This is a genomic window from Streptomyces sp. NPDC058955 (genome assembly GCF_042741435.1).
GTDB lineage: Bacteria > Actinomycetota > Actinomycetes > Streptomycetales > Streptomycetaceae > Streptomyces.
On sequence record NZ_JBHYKM010000014.1, the window covers coordinates 52866 to 68219 of the forward strand.

Consider the following 15354-nt stretch of genomic DNA (forward strand, 5'->3'; position numbering starts at 1 on the left):
GGGGCGCCGCGCCGGGCGCGGGGGGGGCGGGGGGGGGCGCGCGCCTAGTTGTGCGCCCGCGCCCGGCGCCGCCCGCCGCCGCGCCGCCCCCCCCCCCGGCCCCGGCCGCCCGGGCGCCGGACCCGGCCCGTACCGCTTCCCTACAGACCCGTACGGGCCAGGTCTCCCGGGGCGTAGCGGGCGCCGCTCGGCGGGGTGAGGGCGTCAAGGCGGGCGAGCTGCGCGGGGGTGAGGACCACCGCGTCGGCCGCCGCGTTCTCCTCCAGGCGGCTCACCCGCTTCGTCCCGGGGATGGGGACGACGTCGCCACCCTGCGCGAGCAGCCAGGCGAGGGCGACCTGCGCCGGGGTGGCGCCGGCGTCGGCGGCGACGGCCGCCACCTCGTCGACGATCCGCAGGTTCCGCTCGAAGTTGCCCTCCGCGAAGCGCGGGGTGGTCAGCCGGAAGTCGTCGGAGTCGAGCTCCTTCGGGGAGCGGATCGCTCCGGTGAGGAAGCCCCGGCCGAGCGGTGAGTACGCGACGAGGCCGATGCCCAGCTCGCGCAGGGCCGGCAGGAGCGGGCCGCCGGGCTCGCGCGACCAGAGCGAGTACTCGGTCTGCACCGCCGTCACCGGGTGGACCGCGTGGGCGCGGCGGATCGTCTCCTCGCTCGCCTCGGACAGGCCGATGTGCAGGATCTTGCCCTCGCGGACCAGCTCGGCCAGGGCGCCCACGGTCTCCTCGACGGGCGTGGCCGGGTCGACGCGGTGCTGGTAGTAGAGGTCGATGCGGTCCGTGCCCAGGCGGCGGAGCGAGCCTTCGACGGCGGCGCGGACGTTGGCGGGGGAGCTGTCGAGCACGTTGGGCCGAGCGGTGCCGTCCCCGTGCGCGACGAGGCCGAACTTGGTGGCGACGACCACCTCGTCGCGGCGCCCGGCGACGGCCCGGCCGACCAGCTCCTCGTTGACGAAGGGGCCGTAGATCTCGGCCGTGTCGAGGAAGGTCACACCGAGGTCGAGGGCGCGCCGGAGGGTGCGGACGGCCTCCTCCTCGTCGGCGCCCGCCCCCGTGTAGTAGTCGGACATCGTCATGGCGCCCAGCCCGATGCGTGACACATCGAGCCCGCCGAGCGATACACGCTCCACCGCGACCCGTTCCTTCCCGTGGCGTTGCCGGCCGCCCCGAGTGACGGCCCGTGCTGGCCCCGACTCTATGAGCGGGGCGGTCCTGGGGGGAGGCTCCCGGTGAATTCCCTTGGTTTCTGGCAGGTTACTGCCATCGTAATTCCCGCCTCCTCCCTTCCGTTCCTCTTCTCTTCCGTGTTTCTTCCGCAGGTCTTCCCCCGTATTCCCGGAGCGGGGTGGTGGCAGCAACAGGCCAGGCGCCTTTCCGCCACCTCCGCCCCGTGTTTGACTCCGATCAGCCCGCCGGTGCGGGCTGCGGAAACCTGTGGACCGCGGAAACGACGGAGACCATCAATGCCGAACATGACGCTCGGTCCCATGGACGTCGACGGCGCCTACGAGGACGAACAGCTCACCCGGCGCATGGGAATCGAAATCGTCACCTGTGAACCCGGACTCGTCGTCGGCACGATGCCGGTGACCGGAAATCGCCAGCCGGTGGGAATCCTGCACGGCGGGGCGACCGCCGCCTTCGCCGAGACGCTCGGCTCCGTCGCCGCCTTCCTCCACGCGGGGCCCGGCGGCAACGCGGTCGGGGTCGACCTGTCCTGCACCCACCACCGCTGGGTGTCCTCGGGGACCCTCACCGGAGTCTGCCGCCCCCTCGACGAGCGGCCCACGACGGCCTCGTACGAGATCGTCGTCACCGACCGTTCGGGGAACCGGGTCTGCACCGCCCGCCTCACCTGTGCCGTCCGGCGCGCCCGCCGCCGCGCCCCGGCCACCGCCACCCCCCGACGAACGGAACACCGATGACCCCGACCTCAGCACGGACCGTGCCGGCTTCCGTGGACGACCACTTGGGCCCCGCCGAGCAGCGCTTCTTCGGCCGCGGCTTCCGCCGTGTCGCGTACGACCTCGGCGAACTGCGGGTGACCTCGGGGCCCGGCACCGAGGGACGGGTCCGGGCGGTCACCACCGTCGGCGTCCGCTACCCCGCCGACTGGTCCCGGAAGACCGACGGCACCGATCTGCGGCCGCACTTCAGCACCGTCGACGGGATCGTCGTCGCGGCCCAGCTCGCCGAGGCCTGCCTGGGCGGCCGCGGCGCCGGCCTGCGCGACGGCTGGCTGCGCTCCGTACGGCTCACCGCGGGATCCCGACCCCAGGAGGACCTGGACGCGCTGCCCGCCGAGGCCGTGGTCCGCAGGACCGAGCCCGCGACCGACCGGTCCGGGTGGGTCGTCTCCCACGTCGACTGCGCGGTGGGGACCATGCGGATACGGTGCGAGGTCGAGCACCCCGCGCCCCCCTCCGTGACCGCCGGCTCCCCGGCCGCGGCGGACCTCGTGGCGGCCCCCGGCTGGGAAGGGCTCCTCGGCCCCGCCCCCGACCGCTACTTCGGCACCGGCTTCACCACCCGGCGCCAGCACGTGCGCGGGGTGGAGATCGACCACGCCGCCCTCGGCGCCACCGCCACGCTCACCCTCGAACACGAGGACGGCGCCCCCGTCCCCACGGCGGGCCTCGAAGGCGCCCACCAGCCCTCGGTGTCCGTCGTCGACGCCTTCGTCACCGCGCTCCAGCTCGCCCAGGTCATGCTCTACGACCTCGACGGCATGCGCCGCCAGGACAGCAACACCCTGTGGATGCGGCAGACGACGCTCACCGCCGAACGCCCCGACCGGCCGTCCGCCGGCATCCCCGTCACCACCCGCATCGCCGACCCCGGCCTGCTGCGCATGGGCGACGCCACCTGGCGCACGCTCGACGTCGTCGGCGAACTCGGCGGCATCCGGGTGCGGTCGGCGGTGGCGCACCAGCTCCCGGAAGGACACCCGAGCGCATGACCCGCATGACCCGCGCGGCCGTGATCGCCGGTGTCGGCGGCTTCGTGCCGCCGCGCGTCGTGACGAACGACGAACTCGCCCAGCGCCTCGACACCTCCGACGCCTGGATCCGCACCCGCACCGGCATCGCCCAGCGCCATGTCGTCGACCCCGGCACCACCACCGGGGACCTGGCCGTCGAGGCCGGGGCCCGCGCCCTGAAGAACGCGGCGGACGCCGACGGGACCGGGCGCGCCACCGCCGACCTGGTGATCGTCGCCACCACCACCCCGGACCGGCTCTGCCCCGCCACCGCCCCGTCCGTCGCCACCCGCCTCGGCCTGACCGACGTGCCCGCCTACGACATCGCGGCCGTCTGCTCCGGCTTCGTGTACGCCCTCCAGGCCGGCGCGGCCGCCGTGACCTCGGGCTTCGCCGACCGCGTCCTCGTCATCGGCGCCGAGTCCTTCAGCACCATCCTGGACCCGGGGGACCGCACCACCTCCGTGATCTTCGGAGACGGCGCCGGCGCCGTCCTGCTGCGGGCCGGCACGCCCGACGAGCCCGGCGCGGTACGGGACGTGCACCTGGGCAGCGACGGGGCGATGGCCGACCTGATCACCGTGCGCGGCGGCGGCGCCGAGGAGCGCTCCCGGGGCGGCGCGCCGCGCGAGGAGGACCGCTACTTCCGGATGGAGGGCAAGTCCGTCTTCTTCGCCGCCGTCCGCCGCATGGCGGAGTCCTCGCGCACCGTCCTCGGCCGTACCGGCTGGGCGGTCGAGGACGTCGACCACCTCGTCGGTCACCAGGCCAACTCCCGCATCCTGCACGCCGTCGCCGAGCAGCTCGGGCTGCCGCCGGAGCGCGCCGTGCTCAACATCGACCGGGTCGGCAACACCTCCGCCGCCTCGATCCCGCTCGCCCTCGTCGACGCCGTCGCCGACGGCTCGCTCCGGGCGGGGGACAGGCTGCTGCTCACCGCCTTCGGCGGGGGCGCCACCTGGGGCTCGGCGACGCTCACCTGGCCCGCGCTGCCGGCCGCCTGACCCGCCCCTTCCCTTCCCTTCCCTTCCTTCTTCCGCATGTTCCACGAATCCTGAGGTGAACCCACCATGACCGGCTCCGTCGCCACGATGATCATCGAGATACTCACCGGCAAGTTCGAGGTGCCCGAGGAGGAGGTGACCCAGGGCACCGTCCTGGAGGACATCGCGGTGGACTCGCTCGCGCTCCTGGAGATGGCGCTGATCCTGGAGAAGCGCCTGGGCGTCTCCATCGAGGAGGGCGTCCTGCGCTCCCAGCAGACCATCGACGAGGCCGCCCGCGCCGTCGAGGGCCTCGGCGCCCCGTCGGTCTCCGGCCCGGCCGCCGCCTGAGCGGCGCGCCCGCGCCCGCCCCGGAACGCCACCGCCGTGCGCCTCGTCCTGCTCCGCCACGGAGAGACCGACCGCAACGCCGCCGACCTCTTCCAGGCCCAGGCCGACATCCCCCTCAACCCCACCGGGACCCGCCAGGCGCGGGAGGTCGCCCGGGCGCTGAGCCCCGGCGCTTGGGCGGCGGTCTGGTCCTCGCCGCTCGTCCGCGCGGACCGCACCGCCGCGTACGCCGCCGAGCGGCTCGGTGTCCCCCACCACCGGGCCGACGGGCTGCGCGAGCGGGACCTCGGCACGCTCGACGGCCGCGAGCGCGCCGCGTACGCCCGGGAGCACCCGGAGGAGATGCGGCGGCTGCTCACCGACCCCGACTATGCCCCGCCCGGCGGTGAGACCGGCCGCGCCGCGCTGTCCCGCTTCGCGGCGACCCTCCGCGCCGTCGCGGCGGAGTCGCGCCCGCCGGACCCGGCAGGACGGCCGGACCCGGCCCGTCCGGCGCGCCGCCCGGACCCGTACCCCACCCGCCCCGTCCTCGTCGTCACCCACGGCGGGGTCCTGAACCTCCTGACCCGAGCCCTGGACGGCGGCCCCGACGCTCCCCCCGGCGTTCTCGTCGGCACCTGCGCCGCCGCCTGCGTCGACATCGCCTGGACGCCCGACGGCCGGGCGCTCGCCGCCCTGCGCCGCCGGAACGTGCCCCCGCACGCCTGCGAAGCCCTCGACGACGCCGTCCTCCCGCCGCCGTCCCTCGCCCTCGACGACCTCGTCACCACCACCCCCAAGGAAGCGACCCGCACATGAGCATCGAGATCACCGTCGTCTTCGACGTCGTACCCGACCGGTTCGAGGCGACCGCGAAGGCCTTCGCGGGGCTGTGCGCCGCGACCCGTGCCGAGAAGGGCGCGCTCCGCTTCGACGCCTTCCGCGCCGAGGGCGACGAGCACGCGATCGTGCTCGTCGAGGAGTGGGCCGACCAGGCGGCCATCGACCTCCACATGAAGGAGCCGTACGTCGCCGCGTTCCTGGCCGAGGTCGACGGCGCGTACGCCGCCGCCCCCCGCGTCCTGCGCCTGCGTCCCCTCGACGCCTGACCCGTGGGAGGCGACACCACACAGCGGCCGCGCGTCCTCGTCGTCGGCGCCGGCCCCGTCGGAATGGTCCTCGCGAGCGAGCTGCTGCTGCGCGGGGTCAGGGCCGACGTCATCTCCAAGCTCCGCCGGCAGAGCCCGCACTCCCGCGCCACGATCCTGTGGCCCCGCGTCCTGGAACTCCTCGACCGGGTGGGCGTCGGGCGGAAGCTCGTCGAGCAGGGCCACTACTTCGACCAGATGAACTACTACTCCGAGAAGAAGCGGATCGGCCTGATCCGTTTCGATCGGCTGCAGGGTGTCGGCTATCCCTTCGCCATCACCATCCCGCAGTGGCGCACCGAGGCGGTCCTGGAGGAGCACCTCACCGCGCTCGGCGGCACCATCGCGTACGACACGTCCTTCGTCGGCGGCACTCAGGAGCCCGACGCGGTCCACTGCCGCCTCCGGCTGCCCGACGGCCGCGAGGAGACCCGCACGTACGACTACGTGGTCGGCGCCGACGGCTACAACAGCACCGTCCGCGAGGCGTTCGGCTTCCGGTTCGCCGGCCGCACCCTGCGCACCCGGCTCGCCATCACGGACGCCGAGATCCTCGGCGAGACGACCGGCAGCGAGGCCGCGTACTACCTCACCCGGACCGGCAACATGGTCCTGGCGCCGCTCGGCGACGGCGTCTTCCGGGTCGGCGCGAGCGTCCCGGACGGCTTCACCGGCGACACCCCGGACCGGGCCTTCTTCGAGACGCTGCTCGCCGAGCGGGTCCCGGGCGCCCGCCGGCTCGGCGACATGCGGTTCAGCGGCGTCTTCACCGCCCATGTCCGCTCCGCCGGCACGTACGGCAGCGGGCGGGTCTTCCTGGCCGGGGACGCGGCGCACGCCATGAGCCCGTCCGGCGCGCAGGGCGTCAACACCGGCCTCCAGGACGCGGTCAACCTCGGCTGGAAGCTGGCCGGAGTGGTGCGCGGCGACTACCGGCCCGAACTGCTCGCCACCTACGACACCGAGCGCCGGCCGGCCGTCGACGCGGTCTCCGCGCTCTCCACCCGGCTCGCCCGCGTCGGCCTGTACGCGACCCGGCGGAAGACCGTCGCCCGGGACGCCGTCTACCGGCTCGGCACCGCGACCGGAACCCTGGAGAAGGCACTCGCGCCCCGTCTCGCCCAGCTCGACACCCACTACGGGCCCCGGCCGACGCGCCGGTGCCTGGTCCCCGGCGAACGGCTGCCGCTCGGCTGGCGCCCCTCGTCCACGGCACCCGTCCTGGCCGTCGACCGCCACACGGTGCTGCTGTGGCCCGGACTCCAGTACCGGTACGAGACGTGGACGGCGCTCGTCCACGCGGTGCGCGCCGGGGCGGCCACCGCGGCCGCCGTCCGCGACCTGGGCGGTCGCCCGCCCGGCCCGCTGCTAGGCAAGCTCCCGCGAGAGGCGCACGCCCTGCTCGTCCGGCCGGACGGCCACCTCGACCGGCTCGTCCCGCTCACCGGCCACGGACCCGCCGCCGCGGCCCGCGCGGTCGGCCGCGCCCTCGCCCACCACCACCAGAACCAGCACCAGCACCAGCACCAGCACACGCACACCGCACCCACCAAGGAGCCCGCCATGTCCACCACCCCCGCCGCCCCCCGTGTCACCCTCACCGAGGTCGAGGACATGACGCCCGAACAGCTGGCCGTCTACGACAAGTTCCGCTCCAACCTCACCCGGGCCCTGCTCCTCACCAAGAACTCGGCCGCCGCCCACCTCGCCCTCGGCGGCACCTTCACCGTCGGCCTGCTGAGCCTGCTCGACCGCGAGGTCGTCGTGCTGCGCGTCGCCCACCTGCGCGACAGCGAGTTCGAGAAGCTGCTCCACTACCCGCTCGCCCGCAAGGCCGGCCTCGGCGACACCGAGATCAAGGCGATCGAGGAGGGCCTCTACGACGAGCTGCCGGCGCCCCGCGCCGCCCTCGTCCGCTACGTCACCGAGTGCATGGTCGACCACAAGGCGAGCGCGGAGGCCTTCTTCGCCCTGCGCGAGCACTACTCGCAGCACGAGATCGCCGAGATCACCCACCTCGCCGGGCACAGCGCCATGACCGCCATGTACCTGGCCAGCCTGGACATCCCGCTCGACGAGGGCATCGCTTCCTGGGACCGCCTGACCGAGGTCGGCCGCCCCGCCGGCACCTCCGCCTGACACGAGGGGAAGACCGTTGCAGTACGTCCGGCTGGGCTCGTCCGGCCTCAAGGTGTCGCGGCTCGCCCTGGGCTGCATGAGCTACGGCGAGCCCGGCCTCGGCACCCACCCCTGGTCCCTGCCCGAGAAGGAGAGCCTGCCGTTCGTGGCCCAGGCGCTCGACCTCGGCATCACCTTCTTCGACACCGCGAACATCTACTCCCTCGGGTCGAGCGAGGAGTTCCTGGGACGCGCGGTGCGCACTCTGACGCGCCGCGAGGACGTCGTCATCGCCACCAAGGTCTACGAGAAGCTCACCGACCACCCGCTCTCGGGCGGGCTCTCCCGGTCGGCGATCATGCGCGAGCTCGACGCGAGCCTGCGCCGCCTCGGCACCGACTACATCGACCTGTACATCGTGCACCGCTGGGACCCGGAGACGCCGGTCGAGGAGACGATGGAGGCGCTCCACGACGTCGTCCGCGCGGGCAAGGTCCGCTACATCGGCGCCTCCTCCATGCGGACCTGGCAGTTCGTCAGGGCGCAGTACGTGGCCGACCTGCACGGCTGGACGCGGTTCGTCAGCATGCAGAACCACTACAACCTCCTCAACCGCGAGGAGGAGCGGGAGATGCTCCCGTACTGCGTCGAGGAGGGCGTCGGGGTCACGCCGTGGAGCCCGCTCGCCCGCGGCCGGCTCGCCCGCCCGTGGGACGCCGAGTCGCCCCGTACCGCGGGGGATCCGATCCAGGAGCGCTTCTACGGGCCGACCGAGCGGGCGGACCGGGCGGTGGCCGGGGTGGTCGCCGAGATCGCCGCCGAACGGGGACTGCCCATGGCCACCGTGGCGCTCGCCTGGCTGCTCGGGCGGCCCGGGGTCACCGCTCCCGTCGTCGGCGCGACCCGTACGCACCACCTCCAGGACGCGGTGGCGGCGCTCGACGTGACGCTCGACGCCGCCGAGATCGCCCGGCTCGAAGCGCCGTACGTGCCGCACGCCGTCGTCGAGTACGCCTGACGTCCCGGCATCCCGAGGGCCCAGGAAGCGAGAAGAGATGAACAGGAGAGAGGAACCGTGGGAATAGCCGACTACGCCGTGGCCATGGCCGGCGGCAAGCGGGACGTCGAGGAGGTGGCCCGGCTGTCGGGCCACACCCGGGAGAAGCTCGGCCAGGTGCTGCCGTCGGGGAAGTTCTCGGTGCTGGCCGGGGACGAGACGTCCTGGAGCCTCGGCCGGGACGCCGCCGCCCGGCTCCTGGAGCGCAACGCGGTGCCGCTCGCCGACATCGGGCTCGTCCTCTACGCGGGCTCCAGCGAGTGGGGCACGCCCTTCTGGTCGCCCGCCGGGAAGATCGCGCACGAGCTGGGGATCACGGACGCGCACTGCTACGAGGTCTCGAACTTCTGCAACGCCGGCATGGTCGCCGTGAAGCTCGCCGACGATCAGGTGCGGGCGGGCGCCCACCGGTACGCCCTGGTCGTCGTCGCCGACCGGCTGAGCGAACTCGTCGACTACCGCACCGGGTACATCGAGCTGTTCAACTTCTCCGACGGGGCCGTCGCCGTGCTGATCTCGCAGGACGCCGGGCGGTACGAGGTGCTGGGCTCCGCCCACCGCACGGACCCGCAGTGGGTCGACTCGTACTACGGGGAGATCAGGGGCGGCGAGGTGAAGGTCGAGCGGGGCGAGAAGCTCGACGGGCTCGCCGACGCCTTCCTCGACAACTTCACCGCCCTGTCCCGGAAGGTGCTCGACGGCCTCGGCAAGGAGGTCGCCGACGTGGCGCACGTCCTGGTCACCCACGGGAACCAGGACACCCACCGGGCCTTCCTGGACCGCCTGGGCGTCGACCCGTCCCGCAGCGTCTTCCAGTACCACCTCGACGGCCACCTCGGTGGCGCGGACCCGTTCCTCGCCCTGGAGGAGCTGGAGCGGGACGGCCGGATCGCCTCCGGCGACCTGGTCCTCGTGGCCTCGGCGGGATCCGGCTTCACGTGGGGTGTGACGGCCCTGCGCCGCACCTGACGCGACGGCGGCGACGGCACGCGCGAGCCCCCGGCCCTTCCCGAAAGGGCCGGGGGCTCACGCGCGTTCGCTCACGGACGGCGGTGTACGGAGTCCAGGTCGACGGTCAGGAGCTGGAGCGCCGCCTCGTGCGGGGAGTCCGGCTCCGCGTGGTAGATCTTCAGGATGTTGCCGTCCTGGAGATCGGCCGACTGGTACATCAACTCCAGCTCGCCGACGGCCGGGTGGTGGAAGAGCTTGGTCCCCTCGATGCAGTTCGACACCCGCTGGCGGCACCACAGCCCCGCGAACTCCTCGCTCTGTATGGTGAGTTCGCCGATGAGCGCGGCCAGCTTGGGGTCGTTGCGGTGGTTGCCCGCGATGAAGCGCAAGTACGTCACGTTCGACTCGGACTCCGCGGCCCAGTCCGCGTAGAGCGCCCGCACGTCCCCGTCGAGGAAGTTCATCCGGATGATGTTCGGCCGCCGCTCGGGGTCGTCGGTGACGTCCGGGTCGAGGTGCGGGGCGAACAGCCGGTGGTAGAGGCCGTTCCAGGCGAGGATGTCGCAGCGGTAGTTGAGGACGGCCGCCGCCACGTTGCCGAGGGAGGCCATCAGCATCTTCGTGCCGGCGCCGACCCGGTCGTCCTGCGGCGACTGCGGGCTCGGGTGCTGCGCCCCCGAGCCGATCTTGAGGAGGTAGTCCTGCTCGTCGGGGCTCAGATTGAGCGCGCGGGCGATGGACAGCAGGACCTGGGGGGAGGCGTGCGCCGTCTGGGACTGTTCGAGGCGCGTGTAGTAGGTCTGGCTCACGCCCGCGAGCGCGGCGACCTCCTCGCGGCGCAGGCCCGGCACCCGGCGGGCCCCGCCGGTGGGCAGGCCCCGCTGCTCGGGCCGTACGCGCTCACGCATCTGCCGCAGATAGCTGCCGAGGTCCGTGTTCACGATGTGGTCCATCCTTCCCATTATGAAGTGCCCTCCGGAATCGGCAAGATCGGGGAGTCGGTACGCGTCAGGGCCGGGCGGGCGGTCGAGACCACCCGCCCGGCCGAGCCGGTCACCGCGGACGGGGGATTACGCGGTGCCGGCCGCCGTCTCCCGGGCCTGCGTGCGCGAGCGCAGCAGCGGCCACAGGAGAAGTCCGACGACGACCTGGGAGACACCGGCCACCCCGATCGCCCAGTGGATGCCGGTGAGTTCCTCGGCGGGGGTCACCGTGCCGTGGCCGATGACGGCCGCGAAGACGGCGCTCACCAGCGGGATGCCGACGGCGATGCCGATCTGCTGGCTCTGGGTGGCCATGCCGGTCGCCATGCCCTGCGCGTCGGAGTCGACCGACGAGGTGGCGATGACCATGAAGCTGAGCGCGGCCAGCATCGAGAAGAAGGCGTTCACGAACTGGGTGACGATCAGCGGGACGAGCCACATCCGGTCGGAGGTCGCCCACAGCGCCGGCAGCATGAACGCGCCCTGGAGCGCGAGGGAGACGCCGAGCATCGTGCGCGGCGGGACCTTCTGGAGGATGCGGGGGCCGACGGTCCCGGCGATGATCTGGCCCACACCGATGCCGAGGAGCACGAGTCCGGCGACCGTCGACGACAGGCCGAGGACGTTCTGCACGTACAGGCCGGTGAAGAAGATCAGCGCGGTCTCGCCGCCGAAGATGAACAGCGCGGCCAGGTTGCCGAAGGCGATGCCGCGCTCCTTGAGGATCCGTACCGGCACGAGCGCGTCGGCGCTGCGGCTCTCCACCGCCCAGAACGCGGCCAGGAACACGGCGGCGGCGACGAGCGAGCCGGCCGCGAGCGCGTCGAGGCCGTCCTCGCCGGCGCGGGTGACCCCGTAGATCCCGGCGAACAGGCCGAGCGTGATCAGCACGGCGCCCGGCAGGTCGATGCGGCTGCGGGTCTCCGCGCGGCTCTCGGTGACGACGAGCGGCACGACGACCATCGCGGCGACGGCCACGGGGATGTTGATGAAGAACGCCCAGCGCCAGGAGAGGGCGTCGGTCAGGACGCCGCCGAGGATCGCGCCGACGCTGAAACCGGAGCTCATCATCACGCTGTTCAGGCCGAGCGCGCGGGTCCGCAGCCGCGGCTCCGTGAAGGTCGTGGTCAGCAGGGCGAGCGCGGCGGGGGTGACGGCCGCGGTGGCCAGGCCCTGGAGCGTACGGGCGACCAGGAGCATGGCGGGGGAGCCGGCGAGGCCGCCGACGAGCGAGGAGACGGCGAGGACGGCCATGCCGCCGGTGAAGATGCGGCGGCGGCCGACGTAGTCGCCGACCCGGCCGAGGACCAGGGTGCAGCCCGCCGCGCAGAGCGCGAAGGTCGTGGTGATCCACTGGAGGCTTCCGGTCGAGAACCCGAGCGTGGTGCCGACCTCCGGCAGGGCCACGTTCAGGACCGAGAAGTCGGCGGCCATCAGGAACTGCGAGGCCAGGAGCACCACCAGGGCGGCGATCTGGCGGCCGGTCATCCGGGGTCCGGCCGAGGACGTCGTCCCCGCCCGGGGAGTGGCGGTTTCAGTGGTGGTCATGGGCTCAGCCTCCGCCGTACGCGACGGGGCAGCCAGATCCCTCTCGGGGGTGCCATCGGCGAGGGTGTCACTGCCAGTGCCACCCTCGGCGCCCGGGTCCGAGGGGTGGAAGCCGGTGGCGGCGGCGGGGCGGCAGCCCGTACAACACCTGCAGGCGGTACGAGACACGGGCGGACGAGAGGCCGAGATGAGCCCCAGCAGCAGCACCACCACGGCGACGACCACGGACGAGGAACTGGAGGTCACCGAGCGGACCCGGCTGCGCCGGATGCGGCACAAGGGCAGCCACCGCAGGGCCGACCTGGACGCCGTGCTCGCGGCCGGCTTCCTCTGCCACCTCGGCGTGACCGTCGACGGCACGACGACGGTGGTGCCCACGGTGTACGGCGTCGACGGCGACCGGCTCTACCTGCACGGCTCGGTCGCGAGCCGCAGCCTCGTCCAGGCGCCGGGCGCCACCGTCTGCGTCACGGTCACCCACGTCGACGGCCTCGTCCTGGCCCGCTCGGTCTTCGAGCACGGGGTCAACTACCGCTGCGCCATGGTCTACGGCGTCCCCGAACTCGTCACCGACCCGGAGGAGAAGCTGCGCGGCCTGCGGGCGCTCACCGAGCAGAGCACGCCGGGCCAGTGGGAGTACGCCCGGCAGCCCAGCCGCAAGGAGCTGGCCGCCACCGCGCTGCTCGCGCTCGACCTCACCGAGGCCTCGGTGAAGACGGCCTCCGGCCCGCCGGACGACGGCGAGTCGGAGGACGCGGCGCTCGGCCTGTGGGCGGGCGTCCTGCCGGTGGTGACGACCTTCGGCACCCCGGAGCCCGACCCGCTCCTTCCTCCGGACTCCGCCCCGGTCCCGCCCCACGTCGCGTCCCGCGCGGGGCAGGCGTTCGGGAGGGCGTGACGGGCGGGTCAGGGCGCGCCGTGCAGGCGGCGGTCCAGGAACCGGAGGTCGACGGCGGCGAGCCGGCCGGGGTCCGCCACGAGGTCGATCGCGGTGATCCGGCCGTCGAGGACGGTGAAGCGGCAGACGGCGCGCGCGGTGTCGTCGGGCGCCCAGGCCAGGCCCGCCGCCCCGTCCACGAGCGCGGGTCGCGCCGTGCGGGCCGCCCGCCCCGTGAAGGCCCGGCTCACCGACCGGGGCCCGCGGGCGCCCGTCGCGCCGGTGCGGACGGCCGTGGTGTCGGCGCGCAGCACGACGTCCGGGTCGAGGAGCTCGTCCAGCGCCCCCGCGTCACCGGCGCGTGCGGCGGCGAGGAAGGCGGCGACGACCTCGCGCTGGCGGGTCGGGTCGGGCTCCGGCATGTCCTCGGCGCCCTGCACCCGACGCCGGGCCCGCCCGGCCAGACGGCGCGCGGCGGCCGGGACGCGGTCGACGACCGGGGCGATCCCCTCGTACGGGACGGCGAAGAGGTCGTGGAGGACGAACGCGACCCGCTCGCTGGGGGTCAGCGCGTCCAGGGCGGCGCGCAGGACCCGCTGCTCGGCGTCGGCGGCCCCGGCGGCATCGCCTCCGACGCCGCCGTCCGGGCGGCTCGCGCCCGCCCCGCCCGCCGTGCGGGCCCGCAGCAGGTCCAGGCACACCCGGGCGACGGCCGCCGTCATCCGGTCGTCGAGGGCGGTGTCACCCGGTGGCCCGGTGCGGGCGAGCCCGGGCCAGACCTCCTCGCGCACGGCGTCGACGGCGGCCTCCGCCTCGGCGGCGGAGCCGAGCAGCCGCTCGGCCACCGCCCGCAGGCGCGCGCGGTGCTCCTCGAAGCGTGCGGTCGGTGTCACGGATGGTGTCGTCACGGCTTCGTAACCTCCGTCCGGTCAGTCGCCGTGTCCGGTGCCTCCGCTGCCGAAGCCGCCGCTGGAGATGCCGCCCCACTTGCGCTTCTCCTCGCTCGGGGGATCGGGGGAGGTCTCCGTGCCGGCGGTTCCGCCGTCCTTGAGCTGGTACGGCATGAGCCGGTGCTCGCCGTCGGTGTGCGGCATCTCGGCCGGACGGCGGTACTCCGACATCTCGCCGGGGAGCGCGCCGGTGTCCGGGCGGTGCGGTTGTTCGTCGGGCTGCGGTGGACGGGGCTCCCGGGTACGGACGCGGTAGCCGAACCAGAAGGCCGCGATCAGGACGGCGACGAGGATCAGGCCGCCGAGCACTTGTCCCAGACCTGACTGCCAAACCCCAGCGGCCAGGATCTCTGCGCTGAGAGTGTTCATACCAACAGGATTACCCGATTCCGCTTCGTTGGATGCCTGCCGCGGACAGATTCTGTGGACGGCCCGGTGAAACATTTCCCCGGCCCCGCCGCGTCGATGGGGTGTACGGCACGACAGCGAGCGGGGCGATCGCACAGGGCGACCGCCCGTGACCACTCGCGACCGCCAGGGAGAGGAGGGGCATGAGAACGTCCCGCGCGGACGAGTTCCTGGAGTTCGCCTCGGCGCGCACCGGCCAGCTGTTCCGCTCGGCCTGCCTGCTGACCAGCGGGGACGTCCACCTCGCCGAGGACCTCACGCAGGAGACCCTGGGGAAGATGTACGCCCTCTGGGGACGGACGTCCCGGATCGGCAACCCCGCCGCGTACGCGCAGACCGTCCTCGTCCGCACGTTCCTCAGCCACCAGCGCCGCCGCTCCGCGACCGAGCGCCCGCTGGGCGAACTGCCCGACCACACCCCCGACGACGGCAGCGACCCGCTGCTGCGGATCGCCCTCCTCGACGCGCTCGCCGCACTGCCCCCGAAGGACCGGGCGGTCGTGGTGCTCCGCTACTGGGAGGACCGCAGCGTCGAGGAGACCGCCGACGCCCTGCACACCAGCTCCGCGGCCGTCCGCACCCGCTCCACCCGCGCGCTCGGCAAACTGCGCCAGCGGCTCGGCGGCAGCATCGCCGAGTTCGCCGCCCGCTAGCGGCCCCGCCCGCGAGCCCTCGCGGCCGCCCGGCGAGCGCCCGCCCGCCGGGCGCCGCCTTCCCGGGCCGTCCGCCGACGCCCGGCCCCTTCCGTGTACTTCTTTTCCCGTACCTCCGAAGCAGAGACGGTGATCTCGTCATGTCCCAGCACGAACACCACGACCCCGAGGCCGGGTTCGCCGGCGAACTCGGCTCGGCCCTGCGCGCCACCGGCGAGAGCTTCGCCCTGGACGGCCGGCCCGAGCTGGTCTCCGGCGGGCTCGCCCGGGGCCGCCGCAGGCTGCTGCGCCGGGCCCCCGCCCGCCCCCGCGGGGCCCCCGCCCGCGCCCCCCGGCGGCACGGCGGCGGGGTCGCCGCCCCCCGCGGGCCCCCC

The 15354-nt window shown here is 74.1% G+C and carries 16 protein-coding genes and 1 pseudogene; 12 read left to right on the forward strand and 5 right to left on the reverse strand.

From position 1 onward, the window contains the following. Nucleotides 1-140 precede the first annotated feature (140 nt). Complete coding sequence (locus ACFW1I_RS08840; RefSeq protein WP_384667650.1) at nucleotides 141-1124, reverse strand: aldo/keto reductase; 984 nt, start codon at nucleotides 1122-1124, stop codon at nucleotides 141-143. A gap of 342 nt (nucleotides 1125-1466) precedes the next feature. Between ACFW1I_RS08840 and ACFW1I_RS08845 the strand changes: the two genes are divergently transcribed. The 9 genes from ACFW1I_RS08845 to ACFW1I_RS08885 all read left to right on the forward strand — a co-directional run bounded on the left by ACFW1I_RS08845 (nucleotide 1467) and on the right by ACFW1I_RS08885 (nucleotide 9579). After that, nucleotides 1467-1919, forward strand: a complete 453-nt coding sequence (locus ACFW1I_RS08845; RefSeq protein WP_384667651.1) for a hotdog fold thioesterase — start codon at nucleotides 1467-1469, stop codon at nucleotides 1917-1919. Between the two features lie 32 nt (nucleotides 1920-1951). Next, nucleotides 1952-2953 (forward strand): AvrD family protein, encoded by a 1002-nt coding sequence (locus tag ACFW1I_RS08850; protein WP_384667653.1) that lies wholly within the window; start codon nucleotides 1952-1954, stop codon nucleotides 2951-2953. A gap of 5 nt (nucleotides 2954-2958) precedes the next feature. Further along, nucleotides 2959-3978 (forward strand): beta-ketoacyl-ACP synthase III, encoded by a 1020-nt coding sequence (locus ACFW1I_RS08855; protein WP_384667750.1) that lies wholly within the window; start codon nucleotides 2959-2961, stop codon nucleotides 3976-3978. A gap of 66 nt (nucleotides 3979-4044) precedes the next feature. Next, a complete protein-coding gene (locus ACFW1I_RS08860) occupies nucleotides 4045-4308 on the forward strand; it encodes an acyl carrier protein (protein ID WP_384667656.1) in 264 nt (87 codons plus the stop codon). A 36-nt stretch (nucleotides 4309-4344) separates the two neighbouring features. Continuing rightward, a complete protein-coding gene (locus ACFW1I_RS08865) occupies nucleotides 4345-5106 on the forward strand; it encodes a histidine phosphatase family protein (protein WP_384667659.1) in 762 nt (253 codons plus the stop codon). Beyond that, complete coding sequence (locus ACFW1I_RS08870; protein WP_384667662.1) at nucleotides 5103-5396, forward strand: putative quinol monooxygenase; 294 nt, start codon at nucleotides 5103-5105, stop codon at nucleotides 5394-5396. Before ACFW1I_RS08865 ends, ACFW1I_RS08870 begins: the two co-directional genes overlap by 4 nt. Before the next feature lie 3 nt (nucleotides 5397-5399). After that, nucleotides 5400-7574, forward strand: coding sequence for an FAD-dependent monooxygenase (locus ACFW1I_RS08875; protein ID WP_384667665.1), 2175 nt, complete (start codon nucleotides 5400-5402; stop codon nucleotides 7572-7574). Nucleotides 7575-7590: 16 nt separating this feature from the next. After that, the gene (locus ACFW1I_RS08880) at nucleotides 7591-8571 is read left to right on the forward strand and encodes an aldo/keto reductase (protein ID WP_384667668.1); all 981 of its coding nucleotides are present in this window, start codon (nucleotides 7591-7593) and stop codon (nucleotides 8569-8571) included. 57 nt (nucleotides 8572-8628) lie between these two features. Beyond that, nucleotides 8629-9579, forward strand: a complete 951-nt coding sequence (locus ACFW1I_RS08885) for a 3-oxoacyl-ACP synthase III family protein (RefSeq protein ID WP_384667671.1) — start codon at nucleotides 8629-8631, stop codon at nucleotides 9577-9579. A gap of 71 nt (nucleotides 9580-9650) precedes the next feature. Here the strand turns inward: ACFW1I_RS08885 and ACFW1I_RS08890 are convergent, their stop codons facing one another. Together ACFW1I_RS08890 and ACFW1I_RS08895 are read right to left on the reverse strand one after the other, a co-directional pair. After that, nucleotides 9651-10514, reverse strand: coding sequence for a helix-turn-helix transcriptional regulator (locus tag ACFW1I_RS08890; protein ID WP_384667674.1), 864 nt, complete (start codon nucleotides 10512-10514; stop codon nucleotides 9651-9653). Nucleotides 10515-10631: 117 nt separating this feature from the next. Then, the gene (locus ACFW1I_RS08895) at nucleotides 10632-12092 is read right to left on the reverse strand and encodes an MFS transporter (RefSeq protein ID WP_384667677.1); all 1461 of its coding nucleotides are present in this window, start codon (nucleotides 12090-12092) and stop codon (nucleotides 10632-10634) included. A 187-nt stretch (nucleotides 12093-12279) separates the two neighbouring features. On the opposite strand from ACFW1I_RS08895, the gene ACFW1I_RS08900 reads away from it, so the two are divergent. Next, complete coding sequence (locus ACFW1I_RS08900; protein WP_384667680.1) at nucleotides 12280-12990, forward strand: pyridoxamine 5'-phosphate oxidase family protein; 711 nt, start codon at nucleotides 12280-12282, stop codon at nucleotides 12988-12990. Nucleotides 12991-12998: 8 nt separating this feature from the next. Here the strand turns inward: ACFW1I_RS08900 and ACFW1I_RS08905 are convergent, their stop codons facing one another. Then, nucleotides 12999-13862, reverse strand: coding sequence for a sigma factor-like helix-turn-helix DNA-binding protein (locus ACFW1I_RS08905; RefSeq protein WP_384667683.1), 864 nt, complete (start codon nucleotides 13860-13862; stop codon nucleotides 12999-13001). Nucleotides 13863-13898: 36 nt separating this feature from the next. Next, nucleotides 13899-14288 (reverse strand): DUF6479 family protein, encoded by a 390-nt coding sequence (locus tag ACFW1I_RS08910; protein WP_384667686.1) that lies wholly within the window; start codon nucleotides 14286-14288, stop codon nucleotides 13899-13901. A 182-nt stretch (nucleotides 14289-14470) separates the two neighbouring features. Here ACFW1I_RS08910 and ACFW1I_RS08915 point away from each other — a divergent pair, with 182 nt between their 5' ends. Together ACFW1I_RS08915 and ACFW1I_RS08920 are read left to right on the forward strand one after the other, a co-directional pair. After that, nucleotides 14471-14980: a SigE family RNA polymerase sigma factor gene (locus ACFW1I_RS08915; RefSeq protein WP_384667689.1), complete on the forward strand. Its 510-nt coding sequence runs from the start codon at nucleotides 14471-14473 to the stop codon at nucleotides 14978-14980. A 140-nt stretch (nucleotides 14981-15120) separates the two neighbouring features. Beyond that, nucleotides 15121-15354 (forward strand): annotated as a pseudogene (locus ACFW1I_RS08920) (hypothetical protein); the annotation flags it as partial.

Excerpts from the sequence above, each read along its gene's own strand:
- ACFW1I_RS08895 (WP_384667677.1), bottom strand. The coding sequence starts at position 12,092 with ATGACCACCACTGAAACCGCCACTCCCCGGGCGGGGACGACGTCCTCG.
- ACFW1I_RS08845 (WP_384667651.1), top strand. The coding sequence starts at position 1,467 with ATGACGCTCGGTCCCATGGACGTCGACGGCGCCTACGAGGACGAACAG.
- ACFW1I_RS08910 (WP_384667686.1), bottom strand. The coding sequence starts at position 14,288 with ATGAACACTCTCAGCGCAGAGATCCTGGCCGCTGGGGTTTGGCAGTCA.
- ACFW1I_RS08900 (WP_384667680.1), top strand. The coding sequence starts at position 12,280 with ATGAGCCCCAGCAGCAGCACCACCACGGCGACGACCACGGACGAGGAA.
- ACFW1I_RS08870 (WP_384667662.1), top strand. The coding sequence starts at position 5,103 with ATGAGCATCGAGATCACCGTCGTCTTCGACGTCGTACCCGACCGGTTC.
- ACFW1I_RS08915 (WP_384667689.1), top strand. The coding sequence starts at position 14,471 with ATGAGAACGTCCCGCGCGGACGAGTTCCTGGAGTTCGCCTCGGCGCGC.
- ACFW1I_RS08890 (WP_384667674.1), bottom strand. The coding sequence starts at position 10,514 with ATGGACCACATCGTGAACACGGACCTCGGCAGCTATCTGCGGCAGATG.
- ACFW1I_RS08860 (WP_384667656.1), top strand. The coding sequence starts at position 4,045 with ATGACCGGCTCCGTCGCCACGATGATCATCGAGATACTCACCGGCAAG.
- ACFW1I_RS08855 (WP_384667750.1), top strand. The coding sequence starts at position 2,959 with ATGACCCGCGCGGCCGTGATCGCCGGTGTCGGCGGCTTCGTGCCGCCG.